This window comes from Micromonospora sp. HNM0581, from assembly GCF_012726175.1.
Classification (GTDB): Bacteria; Actinomycetota; Actinomycetes; order Mycobacteriales; family Micromonosporaceae; genus Micromonospora.
The window spans coordinates 16,717-33,565 of the sequence record NZ_JAASAD010000003.1 but is presented as its reverse complement, the minus strand read 5'-3'; the positions used below and the strand labels follow the sequence as shown (position 1 = coordinate 33,565).

The window sequence follows — 16,849 nt, the reverse complement described above, 5'->3', positions numbered from 1 at the left end:
CCTCGGGCGAAGGTCCTGCGCAGACTAGCGTGCCGTGACAGGCGGTGGGAGCGTGGAGGCAGGTCTATCCGCAGGTCGCCTCCGCTATGTGCGGAGAGTAGTCAACAGTTCCTTGACCGGGACCCGTACTGTGCGGTCCGTGACCGACTCGCCACAGCAGATGTTCGATGACGCTGCCGTCATTCTCAGCTCGGCCCTCGACGGGAACCCTGACGCGGTGGTAGGGACCTTCGACGCGGTGGTCGACCGGGCCGGTCTGGCCGGCGCGTACGACGTGGCGTGGTGTCTGGCCGCGACGATGGTCGGCGATCCGGTGCCGCCGGGGGCCTGTGCGCTCGACTTCCCCGGCATCGACCAGGCCGGGTACGACGCCAGGTGGGTGGCCCGCTTCGTCAGCGCTTACGCGAACGCCGATCTCGACACCGCTCGGGCGCTGTTCGGCGCGGCGGTCGCCGACGGGTTGCTGCCGGACTGTCTGCTCACCCTGGCCGGCTCGACAGTGGCGACGCTGCGGCATCGGGCCGCCTGACCTTCCGTGCCGACCGTCGTGCCGGCCCGGCGTTCATTGCGGTGAAGTTCTCAGTGTCGCGGCGTAGCGGGAGAGCAACTCGTGCCAGCCGGCCGTCAGGGCCTGCCGGTAACCCTCGGCGGCTGTGCCGTGCCGGTCGAAGTGCCGGTGCGCCACCTCGATCAGGGTGCCGGATTCGCTGGGGGTGAACAGCACCTCGACCTCGCTGGCCTGAGCCGGGTCCGGTACCGGTACCCGATCGGCACCGATCTGCCAGCTGAACACCAGACGGCGGGGCGGGTCCCAGGTCAGCACCCGCCCCCAGTCGTTGCGGAACCCGTAGGGCCCGACTTCGAAGAGCATCCCACCGGGGCGGGGCTCCATGCCCAGGTCGACCAGGAGAGCGGGACCCGACCAGGTGTACTCGATCACCCACCAGTCGGCGAGTCGACCGGTGAAGACCTCGTACGCCCGTTCGGCGGAGGCGGCGACGGACAGGGTGCTGCGGACTGCGAACCGCTCTAGGTCCTGCTGGATGTCGGTAGGATCAGCCATCCCCTGTCCCATAGGCCCGGACCATACCGGCTCATGCCCCGGTGCGCAGCTTTCCTTGACTGCGGATCGGGTCGACGGGGTGTGCCCTCGGCCGCCCTACAGACAGCGACATGCCGCAACCCGTGCCACCTGAGCAGTGGAAGACCGGTGGGCGGCGGAGCGTGAGAATCCCGGGACCTGCGCAGCAAAACGCCGACCGGCGTTTCCGCTGGTCGGCGTTGTAATAGCCCGGCGAAAGGCTATGTGGCCAGGGGCGGGGTCGAACCGCCGACCTTCCGATTTTCAGTCGGACGCTCGTACCAACTGAGCTACCTGGCCGTGGTACTCGGCTCATGCTACCCAACCTGCGGGATCGCCGCTGGGACGGGTCGCATGCCCCGATACGCAGAACGCCGCGCAAGGTGCGCGGCGTCAGCGCTGCGGTCCTGACGGGACTTGAACCCGCGACCTCCGCCTTGACAGGGCGGCGAGCACTCCAACTGCTCCACAGGACCTTGCTGGTGTTGCATCCGGCTTGCGCCGGACCGTGCCCCCAACGGGATTCGAACCCGTGCTACCGCCTTGAAAGGGCGGCGTCCTGGGCCGCTAGACGATGAGGGCGGCCCCGCTATCATTGCACACTCGCAACTTGAGCGGACTTGCTCCCATCCGGCCCCGCCGGAGGCTTCGAAAGCATACGTGATGGCGTACCGGTCGACCAAACCGGTATGGCAGCAGCGACAAGCGGCACCGGAACACCAGCCCGAGGCGGGTCTAGGTGAGCCTGGCGACGCCGTGGTCGCGCTTGAGGTCGGCGATCAGATTCGCGCACGCCGCGAGGGTGGCCGCACGGTCACCGCCCCCGTCGTGCAGCAGCACCACGGACCCGGGGCGGGCTGACCGCTTCACCCGTTTCTCGATGGTGGCGGCAGGCGGCTTGGCCCAGTCCTGCGGGTCGACGGTCCAGTGCAGCGAGCGCATGTCGAGCTGCTTGGCGACCTGCACCACCTCGGTGGTCCACCGACCCCCGGGCTGGCGGTAGAACGGCACCTTCGCGTCCGGTACGGCCCGTCGGATCTCCCGGCTCGTGCGTACCAGGTCGGCACGGATCTCGGGAACCGGACGCCGACCCAGATCCATGTCGTGGTTCCAACTGTGGTTGCAGAGTTGGTGCCCCTCCCGCACGATCCGCTGCAACAGGGCCGGATGCTTGCGTACCTGCGAACCCACCACGCAGAAAGTGGCGTGCACCTTTGCCGCCTTCAACCGGTCGAGCACCTTCGGCGTCCAAGCCGGGTCCGGGCCGTCGTCGAACGTGAGGGCAACCTTCGCGGTGCCGGTGGTGCGGACCAGACCAGTCGGCAGCTTCTTCGGTAGTGGCCTCAGCTTCGGCTTCGGGGGCTCCGCGCGGGTGGGCGACGGGGCCGGCTCCGGCGGCAGGGCGGCTGAGGGAGGCGGGCTGGACGGGGCGGCGGCCTCCGGGGTGCCGCTCCCGCCGCAGCCGGCGGCGAGCAGGACCGCCAGCCCGGTGAGGCATGTGAGCAGGGATCGGTGACGCATTCGTTCGCTCCCGAGAGGGGATCGGGGTCTGCGGACGCCCCGACGCTAATTCACCGGGCCGGAGCTGGCCGATGCCGGGTCATCGGGTGAACGCCCTCCGTGCGGGAGGGGAACCCTGGGCGCCGGGACGGGCGGCGGGCGGCGGCCGTCAGGATGCGGCCTGACGGCCGAGTGGGCCGCTCACGGCGACGGTGAGGGACACCGCCTCGGTCAGGTCGGCTGGCCGGACCACCCCGACCGGCAGGGCCCGTGCCGGCCAGCCCGGCCCGGCCGCGATAACCAGCACCGGTCGGCTCGGAGCGGTCAACAGGGCGGTGAGCTGGGCCGGGTCGGCGGTGGCCCGAGTCTGCGACCAGAGCACCACGGCGACCGGACCGGTCCGGTCGACGGCGGCGAGCAACGCCGCCGGCGGCACCCGGGCACCGAGCATCCGGTGGCCTACGCCGGCCTCGGCCAACGCTGCGGCAAGCGCTTCCAGTGGCAGGCTGTGCTGTTCCTCGTCGGCGCAGGACAGCAGGACACGTGACGGCCCGTGAGCGGTTCCGGTGGACGCCACCGCACTCGAAGCCGCCGCACCCAACGCCGCCGAGACGCAGCGGGACACGAGATGCTCGACCTCGATCAGTTCGCCGGTGGCGGCGTACCGCTGGCCGATACCGACGAGAAGCGGGCACAGCAGCCGGTCCCAGGTCGCGATCACCCCGTCGGCGGCGATGGCACAGGAGATCGTCTCGCTGAGGGCCGCCCCGTCCAGCCGCAGCGCGGCACGGGCCAGACCTCGTGCCGCCGGTCCGGCCCGACCGAGCGGGATGGTCGTACCGCCGCCGTCCCGTCTGCGCCGCCCACCGCGTGCCACGAGGGTGCCGGGTGACTGACGAGCCCACCGGGCCGCCTCCGCGGGGCTGACACCTTCGGTGGTGAGCCGCCGCATCACCTCCAGCCGGGCCAGGTCGGCCGACGTGTAGCGCCGATGGTGACCCGGGACGTGCTCGCTTGGCCCGAGGCCGTACCGCTGATGCCAGGTACGCAGAGTGGTCACCGCGACTCCGAGACGCTTGGCGACCACGCCCGCGCTCAGCGCCTCATCGGTCACCCGACCGCTCCGGCGCGTCGGCGGCCGGCGGCCGGGGCGCCTCCGACGGTTGCAGCAGTCGATCCAGTACGCCACCGAGCCACGGTGCGTAGGCGTCGGGATCGCGGTGCAGCGCGGCGGCGAGCTGGGCCGGCTCGACCCAGCGCAACTCCGCCACCTCGGTCGGCTCCGGGCGTAGTGGTCCGTCGGTGTGGAATTCTCCACACAGGACGTGGTCGTATTCGACCTCGACCCGACCGGTGGCCGGATCCTCCGCCCGGTACACGTAGACACCGATCTCGCGCAGCGACACCGGCCCGGCTCCCAGCTCCTCCGACAGCCGCCGGTTGGCGGCCTCGGTCAGCGTCTCACCCGGTCTGGGATGCCCGCAGCAGGAGTTCGCCCAGCGCATCGGAAAGCGGGTCTTCGCTGCGGCGCGCCGCTGGAGCAACAGTCGGCCGTCCGGTGCCACGAGCAGCACGGAGAACGCCCGGTGCAGCTGCCCTGGCGGCTGGTGGGCGGCGGCCACCGTGGCCTCACCGACGGGCCGCCCGGTGTCGTCGACCAACTCGACGAGGTGGCTCTCCCGGGACTGCGGGATCAATGCCATTCTCCGTTCGTGAGCGCAGAGCTCGGCACTGCCTCGCTCCGGGTGCTCACCCGAGCTTCCCGGTGATCCGGGCGGCGGCGAGTTTGCCGGAGATGAGCACCATCGGCACGCCGACACCAGGTTGGGTACCCGAGCCGACGAACACCACATTAGACAGTGAGCGGTGCAGGTTCGACGGCCGGAACGGGCCAGTCTGGAACAGGGTGTGCGCGGAGGCGAACGGCGTACCGGCCGCCATGCCCTGCTCGGCCCATTCCGCCGGGGTGATGGCCCGAAGCACCTCGACGCCCGCCCCGAAGCCGACGTAGCCGCGTTCCTCGAGCGTGCTGACGAGCTGGTCGGTGTAACGGGCGGTGAGGTCGCCGCGCCAGTCGAAAGGTGCCCGGTCGAGGTTCGGTACCGGGGCCAGCACGTAGTAGGTGTGCCGTCCGGTGGGTGCAACCGCCGGATCCGTCCGGCTCGGATTGGTGACGAGCAGGGACGGGTCGGACATCAGGTGTCCGCGTCGGATGACCTCGTCGAAGGTACTCTGCCAGGCCCGTCCGAAGTGGATGTTGTGGTGAGCGATCCGGCTGTAGCCCTGGCTCGATCCGACGTGCAGCACCACACACGAGGGCGAGTAGGTGAGCCGGCGCTGACGGGTCGGGGGCAGCAGGTCTCGGTAGGCCACCGGAAGGTCGGGGTTGAGCACCACCGCGTCGGCGGGCACGAACTCCCCGTCGGTGGTCACCACCCCGGTTGCCCGGCCGTGCACCGTCTCGACGCGGGACACTGTGGTGCCGTAACGGACACGTACGCCGTGCTTCTCGGCGGCGCCGGCCAGCCCTCGGGAGACCGCGTGGATGCCGCCGCGTGGGAAGAAGACCCCGGCCACCGAGTCGAGATACGCGATGACCGCGTAGATGGCGAGTGCGTCGTGCGGAGCGAGTCCGGCGTACATCGCCTGGAAGGAGAAGATCCGTCGGGTACGCGGGTCACGGAAGAACTGGTCGATCTTGGTTTGCAGCCGCCTGAAGGCGCCGGTGGCGACGAGTTTGAGCAGGTTGCCGGTGAGTAGATCGGTCGGGGCGTCGAGATTGCGTTCGATGAAGTCGGCCCGTTCCAGTCGCCACAGGTTCCGGGCGAAGTCGACGAACCGCAGGTAGCCGTCGGCCTCCCGGGGGCCGCAGACCCGGGATATCTCGGCCGCCATCGCGGTGGTGTCGGTGAGCACGTCCAGCGTGGAACCGTCGGGGTAGTAGGCGCGGTAGGCCGGGTCGAGCGGCACCAGGTCGAGCCAGTCGGTCAGCTCCTCACCGACTGCGGCGAGTGCCTCGGCGATGAGATCGGGCATGGTGAGCACCGTGGGGCCGGTGTCGAACTCGTAGCCGTCGACGCTGAGTCGACCGGCCCGGCCGCCCGGCACCGCCTCACGTTCCAGCACGGTCACCTGGCGTCCACTGCCCGCCAGGTGCAGCGCGCAGGCGAGCCCGCCGAGGCCGGCCCCGACAACGACCACCTGATCAGTACGTCCGTCAACGGTCCGCACCGGTGACCACCTCTCTGTGCAGGGAGACCATCATGCCCGCCGGTGGGTAGCGGCGGTCGCGAGGCCGACAAGTGCGGTCCGGGCGGTCTCGTCGACGGCGATCGCGTCGAGCGCGGCCAGCGCGTCCTCGACCCGTTCGTCGATCATCCGCTCGATCCGCCGGACCGCGCCGGTGTCGAGCACGACCTCGGCGAGCCGGGCGAGCTCCGGCCCGTCGGTGCGGCGGTCGGCGCCGTCCAGCGCCCGCAGCTGTGTCGGCGTGGCCAGTTCCCGGGCGAGGACGAGCAGCGCCGTTGGTTTCCCGGTACGCAGGTCGTCACCGGCCGGCTTGCCTGTGGTCGTCGGGTCACCGAAGACACCGAGCAGGTCGTCGCAGAGCTGAAATGCCTCGCCGACGGCGAGGCCGTAGCGGGTGTACGCGGCGGTGAGCGGGTCGTCCCCGCTGACGCCGGCCAGGCTGGCACCGAAGAGCAGTGGACGTTGCACCGTGTAGCTGGCGGTCTTGTAGCGGGCCACACGCAGTGCCCTGTCGACCGACCAGCTCTGCGGGTCCGTCTCACCGAGAACGTCGAGATACTGCCCGGCGACGGTTTCCACCCGCATCCGGTCGTAGCCGCGGCGCACCTGAAGAAGTCGGTCCGCCGGCAGGTCGGTGCGGGCCAGCAACTGGTCGGCCCAGACCATGCAGAGGTCACCGATGAGCACGGCGACGGCCTCGCCGAAGCGACCGGAGTCGCCGGTGTGGCCGGCTGCGGCGTGCTGGGTGGCCACCGCCACGTGCGCGGTAGGCCGGCCGCGTCGGGTGGCGGAGGCGTCCATCACGTCGTCGTGGACCAGCGCGAAGGCGTGCAGCAACTCCAGGGTGGCCAGTGCGGGCAGCACCGGGGCGACCGGTGTGTCGCCACCGACCGCGCCACGCCAGCCCCAGTGGGCGAACGTGGGGCGGACTCGTTTCCCGCCGGCCAGGACACAGTCTCGGGCGGTGGCGGCGAAGTCGCCCATCGCCGGGTCGATGCTGTTCAGCGCGTCGATCTCGCTGGTGAGGAAGTCGGCCAGGGTCTCGTCGACGGCCGTGACGATGTCGCGCGTGTAGGCAGCCAGGACGGCAGCGATCGGGTCATCTCCACCGACCGGTTGCTCAGGCACCACGCGAAGGAGGTTACCGGTTGGACCGTCGCTGGCCATGTCGCTGAGCGTACCCTAAGGTCGCAAGTTGCGTCGATTGGTGCGTCGAATCAGAGGAGGGCCGGTGGACCTGGATCTCGCCGCTGCCTACGACAGCTGCCGTGAGCTGCACAGACGTCATGGCCGCACCTACTATCTCGCCACCCGGCTACTGCCCGCATGGAAACGGCGGCATGTGCACGCTTTATACGGTTTCACCCGCTACGCCGACGAGATCGTCGACCAGACCGACGCGCTACCGCCGGCCGAGCGGGCGGCCCGGCTGGACGACTGGAGCGGACGATTCGTCGCCGGCCTGCACGGCGCGCCGGTGACCGACCCGCTGCTACCGGCGGTGCTGCACACCATCGCCGTTTTCGACCTCGACCGGGAGGACTTCGCCTCGTTCCTCAAGAGCATGGCGATGGACCTCACCGTCACCTCGTACCGCACCTACGAGCACCTGCTGGACTACATGGAGGGCTCGGCCGCGGTCATCGGCACGATGATGCTGCCCATCCTGGGCAGCACAGATCCGGCGCAGGCCCGCGAGCCCGCCCGGCAGCTCGGATTCGCGTTCCAACTGACCAACTTCATCCGCGACGTCGGCGAGGACCTGGCCCGGGGACGGACCTACCTGCCCGACGAGGACCTGGCCGCCTTCGGTGTGACGCGGGAGGACCTGTCGGCCTGTGCCGCCGCCGGGCGGGCCAGCGAGCCGGTGCGCGAGTTGATCCGGTACGAGGTCGCCCGCGCCCAGGGGCACTACCAGGCCGCCGCGCCCGGGGTGACCCTGCTCGACGGCGCCTCGCAGGCCTGCATCCGCACCGCATACCTGCTCTACGGCGGGATCCTCGACGAGGTCGCCGCCCAGGACTACGACGTCTTCGTCCGCCGGGCCACGGTGCCGCAGCGGCGCCGGCTGGGGGTGGCCAGCCGGGCCCTGCTCACCCCCGCCGGCAGCCCGGTAGCCATACCCGGACCAGCCCGGTGAGCGGACGTACCGCCGTCGTGCTGTTCACCCGCGACCTGCGGGTGCACGACCATCCGGCACTGGCCACCAGCTGCGTGGCCTTCGACCGCGTGGTGCCGCTGTACGTGCTGGACCCCACACTCGCGGAACTGTCACCGAACCGCACCCGATTCCTGCACCAGAGTCTCGCCGCACTCCGCGAGGCGCTGCGGAGTCTCGGCGGCGACCTGGTGCTGCGGCACGGCGATCCGGTGCACGAAACGATCCGGTTGGCCGGTGAGGTGGGCGCCGAAGCCGTCGCGCTCTCCGCCGACGTCTCCCGGTACGCGGCCCGCCGGGCGCGACGCCTGCGTGCCGAATGCGACACCCACCGGCTGAACTTGAAGTTCTTCCCCGGCCTGACCGTGGTCGAGCCCGGGGAACTGACCCCGGCCGGTGGCGACCACTACCGGGTTTTCAGCCCGTACCACCGGGTGTGGAGCACGCGGCAGTGGCGGGAGGAACTGTCGGCACCGGCAACCGTGACGTTGCCGGCCGGTGTGCCGGTCGGGCGGCTCCCGGCACTGCCGCCGGGAGACTCACCGGACGCGGTCACCGGTGGAGAGGACGAGGCACGCGGACGGCTGACGCGTTGGCTGCCCGACGTCCCGGGCTACGGCGACCGGCACGACGACATGGCCGGCGACGCCACCTCCCGGCTCAGTCCCTACCTGCGGTTCGGATGCGTGTCACCGCTGACCGTGGCCAACGCGATCGACGATCCGCAGTCGCCGTTCGTCCGTCAACTGTGCTGGCGGGACTTCTACCACCAGGTGACGGCGGCCTTTCCCGACCTGCCCCGCGAGGCGTACCGCCGCGGGGCGACCGAGCAGTGGCGCTACGACGAGCAGGCCCTCGACGCCTGGACACAGGGGCGCACCGGCCTGCCCGTGGTGGACGCCGGCATGCGTCAACTACGGGCTCAGGGGTGGCTGCACAACCGGGCCCGACTGATCACCGCCGGTTACCTCACCAAGACGCTCGGACTGGACTGGCGGGACGGGCAGGCGGTCTACTTCCGGTGGCTGCTCGACGGCGACATCGCCGACAACTCGGGCAACTGGCAGTGGGTCGCCGGCACCGGCAACGACACCAAACCGTACCGGGGATTCAACCCGGTCCGGCAGGCCGAACGGTACGACCCCGACGGCGCGTACGTGCGGCGGTGGGTGCCCGAGCTGGCGTCGGTGGCCGGCAAGGCGGTGCACCAGCCGTGGCGGCTGTCGGCAGGGCCGCGCCGCACCCTCGACTACCCGCCGCCGCTGGAACCACCCGGCGACACCCCGGTCTGGCTACGCTGACCGACCCCCTGACGTCCGGCAGCCACACCCGGTCCGGGTGCCCCAGTCCGGCGTGGCCGGGTGGTCGGCGGCGGACTGGTGCGCGATGCTGACGGCATGGCGGAGCCGGAAACTGTTGACGTGGTGGTGCTCGGACTCGGAGTCGGCGGGGAAGAGGTCGCCGGCCGGCTCGCGGAGGCCGGGCTGACCGTGGTCGGCGTGGAACGTGACCTGGTCGGCGGCGAATGCCCGTACTGGGGATGCGTGCCGAGCAAAATGATGATCCGGGCGGCGAACGCGGTCGCCGAGGCCCGCCGGCTCGATGGCCTCGGCGGCACCGTCACTGTCACCCCGGACTGGGCACCGGTGGCGAAGCGGATCCGCGAAGAGGCCACCGACGAGTGGGACGACCGGGTGGCGGTGCAGCGGTTCACCGACAAGGGCGGACGATTCGTCCGCGGTAGTGGCCGGATCGACGGTCCGGGCCGGGTACGGGTCGGTGAACAGGTCTTCCAAGCCCGCCACGGCATCGTGCTGGGCACCGGCACCCGCCCGTCGGTGCCGCCGGTCGAAGGGCTGACCCAAACCCCGTACTGGACCAACCACGAGGCCATCGAGGTCGAGGAGCTGCCCGGGACCCTGCTCGTGCTGGGCGGTGGCGCGATCGGGCTGGAACTGGCCCAGGTGTTCGCCCGCTTCGGCGTACGGGTCACCCTGGTCGAGGCACTCGACCGGGTACTCGCCGTCGAGGAGCCCGAGGCGTCCGAGGCGGCGGCGGCCGCGCTGCGAGCCGACGGGGTGGCGATCCACACCGGGGTCAAGGCAGCCCGGGTCGAGCACGGCAGCGAGGGCTTCACCCTGCGCGGCACCGACGGTGCGGAGTTCACCGCCGAGCGGCTGCTCGTGGTGACCGGCCGCCGGGCACACCTTGACGAACTGGGGCTGGACACGGTGGGCGTCGACGCGGACGGGCGGTACCTGCCGGTGGACGACCGGCTGCACGTCACCGAGGGGATCTGGGCGGTCGGCGACGTGACCGGCGAGGGCGCCTTCACGCACATCGCCGTGTACCAGGCGTCCATCGTGGTCGCCGACATGCTCGACCACGTGCGGAGGTCACAGGGCGGCGCCGACCCGAGCGGTACCGCAAGCGTCGTCGGTGGCGCGGTCGGCGCGGCCAGCTCGCTGGCCGCCACCGGATCGAGCGGCTCGGCGGGATCGGTGCCCCGCGCCGACTACCGGGCGTTGCCCCGGGTCACCTTCACCGATCCGGAAATCGGCGCGGTCGGCCTCACCGAGCAGCAGGCCCGCGAACGTGGCATCAACGTGCAGGTCGGCTTCACCCGGCTGGCGTCCTCGGCCCGTGGCTGGATACACAAGACCGACGAGGACGGCTTCATCAAGCTCGTCGCCGACGCCGACCAGGGAGTGCTGATCGGGGCCACCTCCGCCGGCCCGGCCGGCGGGGAGGTGCTCTCCGGCCTGGTCGTGGCGGTGCACGCGGCCGTACCGCTGAGTCAGCTCCGACACATGATCTACGCGTACCCGACTTTCCACCGGGCGATCTCCGACGCGCTGCGCAACCTGAGTTGACCACCCGGGCTGTTCGTCCCCGACGACCCGTTTACGACGGCGTACGACGGGAAGTCCTTCCCCGTGCGAGCGTTGCTGACGAAAATCGAACGAGCCTCCGGCCTGGACCGGTTCGGTGACCGGTTACAGCAGACGGTGCAGAACGTGCTGCGTCCACAGCGGGTCCGTGACCTGCTCCACGGGGTGTGGCTGGGCCATCCGTTGCACCCGGCGATGGTGCAGCTGCCAGTGGGCGCGTGGATCAGCGCGGCCGTGCTGGACCTGATGCCCGGTCAGCGGAAGGCGGCCACCACCCTGACCGCAGTCGGCACGCTCAGCGCGCTCCCGGCTGCGGTCGCCGGGCTCAACGACTGGGCGGGGCTCGCCCGCGACCAGCGTCGGGTCGGCCTGGTGCACGCCGCATCGAACTCCGTCGGGCTGGCGCTGTACGGTGCCTCGCTGGCGGCTCGCCTGTCGGACCGGCACCGCCTCGGGCGTACCCTCGGCTGGCTCGGTCTCAGCGCCGTCGGCGCCGGGGCGTACCTCGGTGGACATCTCGCCTACAAGCAGGGCGCCCAGGTGAACGTGAGCGTCTCCGACCTGCACCTGATCAGCGACGGCTGGCACCCGGTGGCGGAGATGACCAACCTGCCGCAGCGGCAACTCCTCACCCGCAAGGTCGACGACGTGTCGGTGATCCTCTACCGGCACGGTGACGACGTGACCGTCATGCTCGAGCGTTGCCCCCACCAGAGCGGACCACTCGGTGAGGGCGAGGTACGCGAGGTGGACGGGCACGCGTGCGTCGTCTGCCCGTGGCACGGCAGCACCTTCCGACTCAACGGCGGCGAGGCGGTGCGCGGCCCGTCCCCGAACGATCAGCAGGTCCTGCCCACCCGGATCGTCGACGGACGCCTCGAAGCCCGACTGCCCTGAGCGGCGGAGACCCGATCTGCTGTGGCGGTAGCGGCACCCCAGCCGCCACCGCCACACCAACCGAACCCCACACGCCGACCCGGGTTCATCAGTCTCTGCGGTGCCGGCCCACGGGCAGTTCGCGAGGAGCAGCAGCGACGGACGTGGGGTGACCGGAGGTGGCCGTCCGGCGACGTAGGCCGAGGACCGCACCGATCTGTGCGCCGACGATGCTGGCCGCGGCCAGCACCGCGGACACGGCGAGGGGACGGTTCACCCGGTCGGGCTCGCCGGCCCTGGCCGCGCCCACCGTCACCACCGGTGCGTGACCCTCGGTCGTCTCGCCCGGCGGCGGCCCCGGGTGCGGTCCTTCGGGTGGCATCGTGGCGGATCCCGGGCGCTCCGCCAGGTCGCCGGGCTGCTCCACCGGCGCGTCGGGCTGCTCCACCGGGATGCTGGGGCTGGCCGGTGCCGGGCGGGTCGGCCCATCGTGCTCCGGCCCGGGAACGGGCCGGGTCTTCGGTGCGACCAGCCGGCCGGTGGCGTGCGGTCGGGAACCCTGGTCGTGTGCCTTCTCGGGAAGCTTGATGAGCTGGCCGGGGCGGATACGGTCCGCGTCCCGTAGCTTGTTGAGTGCCGCCAACCGGTGATAGTCGTCGAAGTCGTCGAGGTATCGCTCGGCGACCCGGCCCAGGTAGTCGCCCTTCGCGACCCGGTACACGGGGGCCGTGACCGAGGCACCAGCCAGGTCCGCCCGCGCGCCGGCCGTCGAGCCGACCACCGTCCCCGAACTGGCCACCACCCCGGGCGACGACGTGACCGCGGCGGGCGCTGCCGGACCCGGGTACCCCGTGGCGTACGCGGTGGTGGCGGCCGTGGCGGCGGGACTGGCGGCGAGGATCAGCGCGACCGACCCGACCAGCGCGGCGGCGGCCCGCTGTTGCCGGCCCATCCCCGGCAGCCGGGGAGCGGGCCGGTCGAACGCCTGCGCGCCCAACTCCACGAGCACCGAGAGGGCGAAACTGGCCCAGCCGAACCAGCCGGCCATCGCCAGCGCCCGCAGGAAGAGCTGCCCGTCGTCGCGGCTGGTGAGCGTGGTGCCGATCTCCGTGAGTGTGGGTACGTGGTCGGGGAGCGGATTGCCGGCGAAAGCCAGCAGTGCGATCGGACCGCCGACAAGCAGACCGACGAGCACGACCAGCGCACCGAAGCCGGTAAGCACCCGACCGGCCCGTCTCACCGCGGTACCACTCGATGCGGCCATGGCTACCTTCCTTCCCTAGGGGACCCCGGTCAGCGCCCGTGCGGTCGCCTCACCGGAAACGGTGACGGTGTTGGAGAAGCCGAACAGGCCGAGCGCCGCCCGGTCGTAGGTGACCTGGACGCGTACCCGGATCAGGGTTTCACCGTCGACCACCGGGAACGTCACGGTGTAGCCGCTGGCCCCGGCGCTGGCGAGGTAGTTCCGGACGGCACGGCGGGCCTCGCCCTGGTCGATCCGTTTGGGGAGGCCCTCGATGGCGGTGGCCAGGTCGATCGCCTGGCCACCGGCGCGGGCCGCCTCGGCGGCCAGGTTCTCGGCGCGTTGCAGCGTCCTGAGCTGACCCGCGCCGTCGAACGCCATGCCGATGATGGCGAGTACCCCGATCAGGGCCACGGCGAGGAAGATGCTCACCCGCCCTTCGTCGCCGCGCCCGGCCGTCATCCCCGTGTCGGAACTGTCACGAGTTTCTTCCTTGCCGGATTGTCTTGAGCTATCGAAAGCCCTGGTCATAAGGGTCGCCCGAGCATCGATCGAAGCTTCGACGGAACTTCGGGATTGCTGACTCGTTGTCGGTCTTGTAAGCGTCGGCGAGTAATTCCTGAAGTGAGGCGGACATGGCCCTGGCGGTAGTGAGGTCCATCGACTCGCCGCGTCGGCTGCGTACGGCGGCGGAGCTGGAGGACTTCGAGCAGGAGTTGGTCGATCAGTACGCCCTGGCGTCGGCGGCCTCGGGAATCACCGACGGGCAGATCCGCAAGGAGCGGTACGTGCTGTTCGAGTTCGTTCGCTTCCTCGGTGAGCCGGTGTGGATGTGCCAGCCCGGTGACGCCGACCGGTACCTGGTGCACCTGCGCAAGGACCGAGGGCTGGCTGCGTCGACGGTGGCGGACAAGGCACTGGTTCTCGCGCAGTTCTTCGACTTCCTGCTGACGCGCTACCAGGGCGACATCCATGCCCTGACCGGTCAGGTGCTGGTGCAGCCGATCGACGAGTACAACCGGCCGCCCAAGCCCTACACCGCGAACGCCCGGGTGCCACCGTCCGACGGCGACGTGGATACGTTGTTCGGCGCGTGGCGTGAGGCTCTGCCGCATGCCAGGAAGTACCTTCCGGCCGCCCGGGACTACGTGGCGGCGTCGCTGTGGCGTCGCGCCGGATTGCGGATCACCGAGACCGCGATGCTGGACATCCGCGACTGGCGGCCGGACCTGGGCGAGCTGGGCAAGCTGCACGTGCGGTTCGGCAAGGGCAGCCACCGCCGCGGGCCGAAGGCGCGCATGGTGCCCGGGATCAACGCGGTCAGCGAGCTGCTGCAGTGGTGGTTGGTTGACGTGCGTCACCAGTACGGCCACGACTGGGAGGATCCGCACGCGCCGCTGCTGCCCAGCGAACGTCGCGACCCGGTCAACGGCCGATGCGAACGCATCGGCGCCAATGCCCTGCGCAACGGCCTGGCCGCAGCGGTGGGAAGGTGGCTGCCTAGATGGCAGAGCCGACTGACCCCGCACGTCCTGCGCCACTACTGCGCGTCGTCCATGTATGCGCGAGGCGTCGACTTGAAAGCGATCCAGGAACTGCTCGGGCATTCGTGGCTGCAGACGACCACCGGCTACATCCACGTGCACGACCAGCACATCGAACATGCCTGGGTCAAGGCCAACGAACGGGTGGCGGCACGTCTGAGTGAGACGACGGGGGGTTGATCCGATGCGGTGGAACCTGCGGATGAAGGCAGCCGAGCGCGGTATCTGGAAGTCCACCGAGCTGCGGCGCATGCTGGCCGACGCCGGACTTGATGTCAGCGCCGGGAAGATGTCGGCGTTGTGGACCGGTACGCCGACCACGATCCGCCTCGACGACCTCGAGCTGATCTGCGCGGTGCTGGACTGCACGCCCACCGACCTGCTTATCTGCGAGGCGGACAAGGTCGCCGCACGCCGTCCCGTGAAGGCAGCCGTCGCCAGCGGCGAGGCCGCCACGCCGATCGCGCCGCGGCTGGGCCGGACCCGGTCGGCGCCGCCGGTATGAGGAGGTCGCGGCTGCGGCGGTGCACCGCCTGCCGCATCGCCCCGGTGGCCATGCCGCAGGTCGACTTCTGCTTCGCCTGTTGGCCGGGTGGTCCGGTCATTCCACCGCCATGCCTGCGCTGCGGCTCCCGCCACGGCTACTTCGCCGCCGGGCTGTGCGCCCGCTGCCACCCCTACGCCACCCCGCCGGTCGAGTCCTGCCGCGACTGCTACGCGTGGGGTGTGACTCGCCTGCACAGCTGGCGCTGCCACGGCTGCAACACCTGGCGTGCCAAGTATGAGACGGTGGGCGACTGCCTCACCTGCGGCCGGGAGGTCGCTCTCGGCGCCGAAGGCGTCTGCCGGCTCTGCCGCAAGCAGGCCACCCTGGTCCGCACCGGCCGGGACAAGCTCGACGTCATCGCCGCCAACCGCAACGGGCAGCAGCTGTTCCTGGCCAACATGTTCTCCGACGGAAGCCGCTTCCAGCCCAGGCCACCATCGGTCGAGCCCCACCAGCCGCTGCGGCCCCCTGTCCAGCACCAGCAACTGCTGCTGTTCCCCACGCAGCGCAACCTGGCCGCCTGCGGTCGCGCGGCGATGCCGGCCCCTCCCGACCAGGCTCTCGCGGACAGTCTCGACCGGCATACCCGCGCCTACGCCGCCGCCCGACGTTGGGGCAAGAAGCACACCGATGAGGCCCGCTGGGGCGTGCGCATCCTGCTCGGTCTGCAGGACACCCCCGGCGCTCCCATCAACGCCACCGATGTCCTCCAACTGCGCGCCGCCGGCCTGCGCACCTGGACGGTCCTGGAAGTCCTCGCCGACGTCGGCCTGCTCATCGACGACCGGCCGTCGGCGATCGACACATGGTTCCACAGCCAGATCACGGGCCTGCCCCAGCAGATGACCACCGAGCTGCTCACCTGGTTCGAGGTTATGCGGCACGGCCGCTCCACCAGCCCGCGCCGGCGGCCACGCTCGGAGACCACCATCCGCCTGCACACTCGATGGGCCCTGCCCGCCCTTTGCGCCTGGACAGCCAACGGACGCACAACCCTCCGAGAGATCACCAAGGACGACGTGCTCGACGCCCTGCCCGCATCCGGGAACGCCCGATCGACCGCCGGCCAAGGGCTCAAGTCGATCTTCCGAGTGCTCAAGGAGCACAAGGTCCTCTTCGCCGACCCGACCCGCCGGGTCAAGACCGGCGAACACGAAGCCCGTCAACCCGTCCCGGTCGACCTCAACGCCATCCGCCAGGCCCTCAACTCCAGCAACGTCGCCCGCGCCGCCGTCGTCGCCCTGATCGCCTTCCACGGCCTGCGCCCCGGACACATCCGCCGAATGAGGACCACCGACCTGCGCGACGGGCGCCTGCACATCGACGGCCGCATCATCGTCCTCGCCGAACCGGTACTGATCCGCCTCAAGCGCTGGCTCGACTACCGCGACACCCGCTGGCCCAACACCCTCAACGACCACTTCTTCCTGCACTACCGCACCGCCTGCCGGCCAGACGCGGCAGTCGGCCAACGCTGGATCTGGCTCGTCACCGGCGAAGGCCTGTCCGGCACCGCGATACGCGAAGACCGCATCCTCAACGAAGCCCACGCCACCGACGGCGACGTCCGCCGCCTCGTCGACCTGTTCGGCCTCTCGGTGCAAGCCAGCACCCGCTACACCGCCACCGTTGACCATCGTGATCTCGTCAAGCATGCAGATCAGAAGTAACGGCACCGGCGGCCAAAGCACGAACGGTCCGCTCGATGGCCAAGCAACAGCGCCGAGGCTCATAGACGCAAGTTGAACTGGTCTGCCACG

Annotated in this window: 16 protein-coding genes and 3 tRNA genes; 8 read left to right on the top strand and 11 right to left on the bottom strand. The window is 70.8% G+C overall.

The features are described from left to right. The first annotated feature begins 139 nt into the window (after nucleotides 1–139). Complete coding sequence (locus tag HCA58_RS05485) at nucleotides 140–529, top strand: hypothetical protein (protein WP_169596677.1); 390 nt, start codon at nucleotides 140–142, stop codon at nucleotides 527–529. 33 nt (nucleotides 530–562) lie between these two features. Here the strand turns inward: HCA58_RS05485 and HCA58_RS05480 are convergent, their stop codons facing one another. From HCA58_RS05480 to HCA58_RS05440, 9 genes are all read right to left on the bottom strand, one after another. Next, nucleotides 563–1,075, bottom strand: a complete 513-nt coding sequence (locus tag HCA58_RS05480) for an SRPBCC family protein (RefSeq protein WP_169596676.1) — start codon at nucleotides 1,073–1,075, stop codon at nucleotides 563–565. A 232-nt stretch (nucleotides 1,076–1,307) separates the two neighbouring features. Next, nucleotides 1,308–1,381 (bottom strand) — tRNA-Phe (locus HCA58_RS05475). 102 nt (nucleotides 1,382–1,483) lie between these two features. Then, nucleotides 1,484–1,557, bottom strand: a tRNA-Asp gene (locus tag HCA58_RS05470). Between the two features lie 33 nt (nucleotides 1,558–1,590). Beyond that, nucleotides 1,591–1,663 (bottom strand) — tRNA-Glu (locus HCA58_RS05465). Between the two features lie 153 nt (nucleotides 1,664–1,816). Beyond that, a complete protein-coding gene (locus tag HCA58_RS05460; protein ID WP_169596675.1) occupies nucleotides 1,817–2,602 on the bottom strand; it encodes a polysaccharide deacetylase family protein in 786 nt (261 codons plus the stop codon). Between the two features lie 148 nt (nucleotides 2,603–2,750). Then, the gene (locus HCA58_RS05455; protein WP_169596674.1) at nucleotides 2,751–3,695 is read right to left on the bottom strand and encodes a MerR family transcriptional regulator; all 945 of its coding nucleotides are present in this window, start codon (nucleotides 3,693–3,695) and stop codon (nucleotides 2,751–2,753) included. Next, the gene (gene idi / locus HCA58_RS05450) at nucleotides 3,685–4,284 is read right to left on the bottom strand and encodes an isopentenyl-diphosphate Delta-isomerase (RefSeq protein WP_169596673.1); all 600 of its coding nucleotides are present in this window, start codon (nucleotides 4,282–4,284) and stop codon (nucleotides 3,685–3,687) included. Before idi ends, HCA58_RS05455 begins: the two co-directional genes overlap by 11 nt. 46 nt (nucleotides 4,285–4,330) lie before the next feature. Continuing rightward, nucleotides 4,331–5,812, bottom strand: a complete 1,482-nt coding sequence (crtI, locus tag HCA58_RS05445) for a phytoene desaturase family protein (protein WP_169596672.1) — start codon at nucleotides 5,810–5,812, stop codon at nucleotides 4,331–4,333. 30 nt (nucleotides 5,813–5,842) lie between these two features. Next, nucleotides 5,843–6,997, bottom strand: a complete 1,155-nt coding sequence (locus HCA58_RS05440; protein WP_169596671.1) for a polyprenyl synthetase family protein — start codon at nucleotides 6,995–6,997, stop codon at nucleotides 5,843–5,845. 64 nt (nucleotides 6,998–7,061) lie between these two features. Here HCA58_RS05440 and HCA58_RS05435 point away from each other — a divergent pair, with 64 nt between their 5' ends. From HCA58_RS05435 to HCA58_RS05420, 4 genes are all read left to right on the top strand, one after another. Next, the gene (locus HCA58_RS05435; protein WP_169596670.1) at nucleotides 7,062–7,970 is read left to right on the top strand and encodes a phytoene/squalene synthase family protein; all 909 of its coding nucleotides are present in this window, start codon (nucleotides 7,062–7,064) and stop codon (nucleotides 7,968–7,970) included. Beyond that, the gene (locus HCA58_RS05430) at nucleotides 7,967–9,289 is read left to right on the top strand and encodes a deoxyribodipyrimidine photo-lyase (protein ID WP_169596669.1); all 1,323 of its coding nucleotides are present in this window, start codon (nucleotides 7,967–7,969) and stop codon (nucleotides 9,287–9,289) included. The genes HCA58_RS05435 and HCA58_RS05430 overlap by 4 nt, the downstream gene beginning before the upstream one ends. A 96-nt stretch (nucleotides 9,290–9,385) precedes the next feature. Then, nucleotides 9,386–10,861, top strand: a complete 1,476-nt coding sequence (locus HCA58_RS05425) for an FAD-dependent oxidoreductase (protein WP_169596668.1) — start codon at nucleotides 9,386–9,388, stop codon at nucleotides 10,859–10,861. Between the two features lie 63 nt (nucleotides 10,862–10,924). Then, nucleotides 10,925–11,776 (top strand): Rieske 2Fe-2S domain-containing protein, encoded by an 852-nt coding sequence (locus HCA58_RS05420; protein WP_169596667.1) that lies wholly within the window; start codon nucleotides 10,925–10,927, stop codon nucleotides 11,774–11,776. Nucleotides 11,777–11,864: 88 nt separating this feature from the next. On the opposite strand, the gene HCA58_RS05415 is transcribed toward HCA58_RS05420, so the two are convergent. Continuing rightward, nucleotides 11,865–13,019 carry a LysM domain-containing protein gene (locus HCA58_RS05415; protein ID WP_169596666.1) on the bottom strand — a complete coding sequence of 385 codons (1,155 nt, stop codon included), beginning with the start codon at nucleotides 13,017–13,019 and terminating at the stop codon, nucleotides 11,865–11,867. A 15-nt stretch (nucleotides 13,020–13,034) separates the two neighbouring features. Next, on the bottom strand, nucleotides 13,035–13,460 hold the full coding sequence (locus tag HCA58_RS05410; protein WP_169596665.1) for a pilus assembly protein TadG-related protein: 426 nt from the start codon (nucleotides 13,458–13,460) through the stop codon (nucleotides 13,035–13,037). Between the two features lie 173 nt (nucleotides 13,461–13,633). Here HCA58_RS05410 and HCA58_RS05405 point away from each other — a divergent pair, with 173 nt between their 5' ends. Genes HCA58_RS05405 through HCA58_RS05395 form a run of 3 tightly spaced genes read left to right on the top strand, consistent with a single transcriptional unit; the run spans nucleotide 13,634 to nucleotide 16,759 of the window. Continuing rightward, nucleotides 13,634–14,722, top strand: a complete 1,089-nt coding sequence (locus tag HCA58_RS05405) for a tyrosine-type recombinase/integrase (RefSeq protein WP_169596664.1) — start codon at nucleotides 13,634–13,636, stop codon at nucleotides 14,720–14,722. Nucleotides 14,723–14,726: 4 nt separating this feature from the next. Further along, entirely contained in the window at nucleotides 14,727–15,047 is a 321-nt protein-coding gene (locus HCA58_RS05400; protein WP_169596663.1) for a helix-turn-helix transcriptional regulator, read from the top strand. A 50-nt stretch (nucleotides 15,048–15,097) separates the two neighbouring features. Further along, a complete protein-coding gene (locus tag HCA58_RS05395; RefSeq protein ID WP_169596974.1) occupies nucleotides 15,098–16,759 on the top strand; it encodes a hypothetical protein in 1,662 nt (553 codons plus the stop codon). Nucleotides 16,760–16,849: the final 90 nt, after the last annotated feature.

Coding starts and splice junctions, on each gene's coding strand:
- HCA58_RS05460 (WP_169596675.1), bottom strand. CDS start 2,602: ATGCGTCACCGATCCCTGCTCACATGCCTCACCGGGCTGGCGGTCCTG.
- HCA58_RS05425 (WP_169596668.1), top strand. CDS start 9,386: ATGGCGGAGCCGGAAACTGTTGACGTGGTGGTGCTCGGACTCGGAGTC.
- HCA58_RS05405 (WP_169596664.1), top strand. CDS start 13,634: ATGGCCCTGGCGGTAGTGAGGTCCATCGACTCGCCGCGTCGGCTGCGT.
- idi (WP_169596673.1), bottom strand. CDS start 4,284: ATGGCATTGATCCCGCAGTCCCGGGAGAGCCACCTCGTCGAGTTGGTC.
- HCA58_RS05395 (WP_169596974.1), top strand. CDS start 15,098: ATGCCGCAGGTCGACTTCTGCTTCGCCTGTTGGCCGGGTGGTCCGGTC.
- HCA58_RS05480 (WP_169596676.1), bottom strand. CDS start 1,075: ATGGGACAGGGGATGGCTGATCCTACCGACATCCAGCAGGACCTAGAG.
- HCA58_RS05400 (WP_169596663.1), top strand. CDS start 14,727: ATGCGGTGGAACCTGCGGATGAAGGCAGCCGAGCGCGGTATCTGGAAG.
- HCA58_RS05410 (WP_169596665.1), bottom strand. CDS start 13,460: ATGACGGCCGGGCGCGGCGACGAAGGGCGGGTGAGCATCTTCCTCGCC.
- HCA58_RS05440 (WP_169596671.1), bottom strand. CDS start 6,997: ATGGCCAGCGACGGTCCAACCGGTAACCTCCTTCGCGTGGTGCCTGAG.
- HCA58_RS05415 (WP_169596666.1), bottom strand. CDS start 13,019: ATGGCCGCATCGAGTGGTACCGCGGTGAGACGGGCCGGTCGGGTGCTT.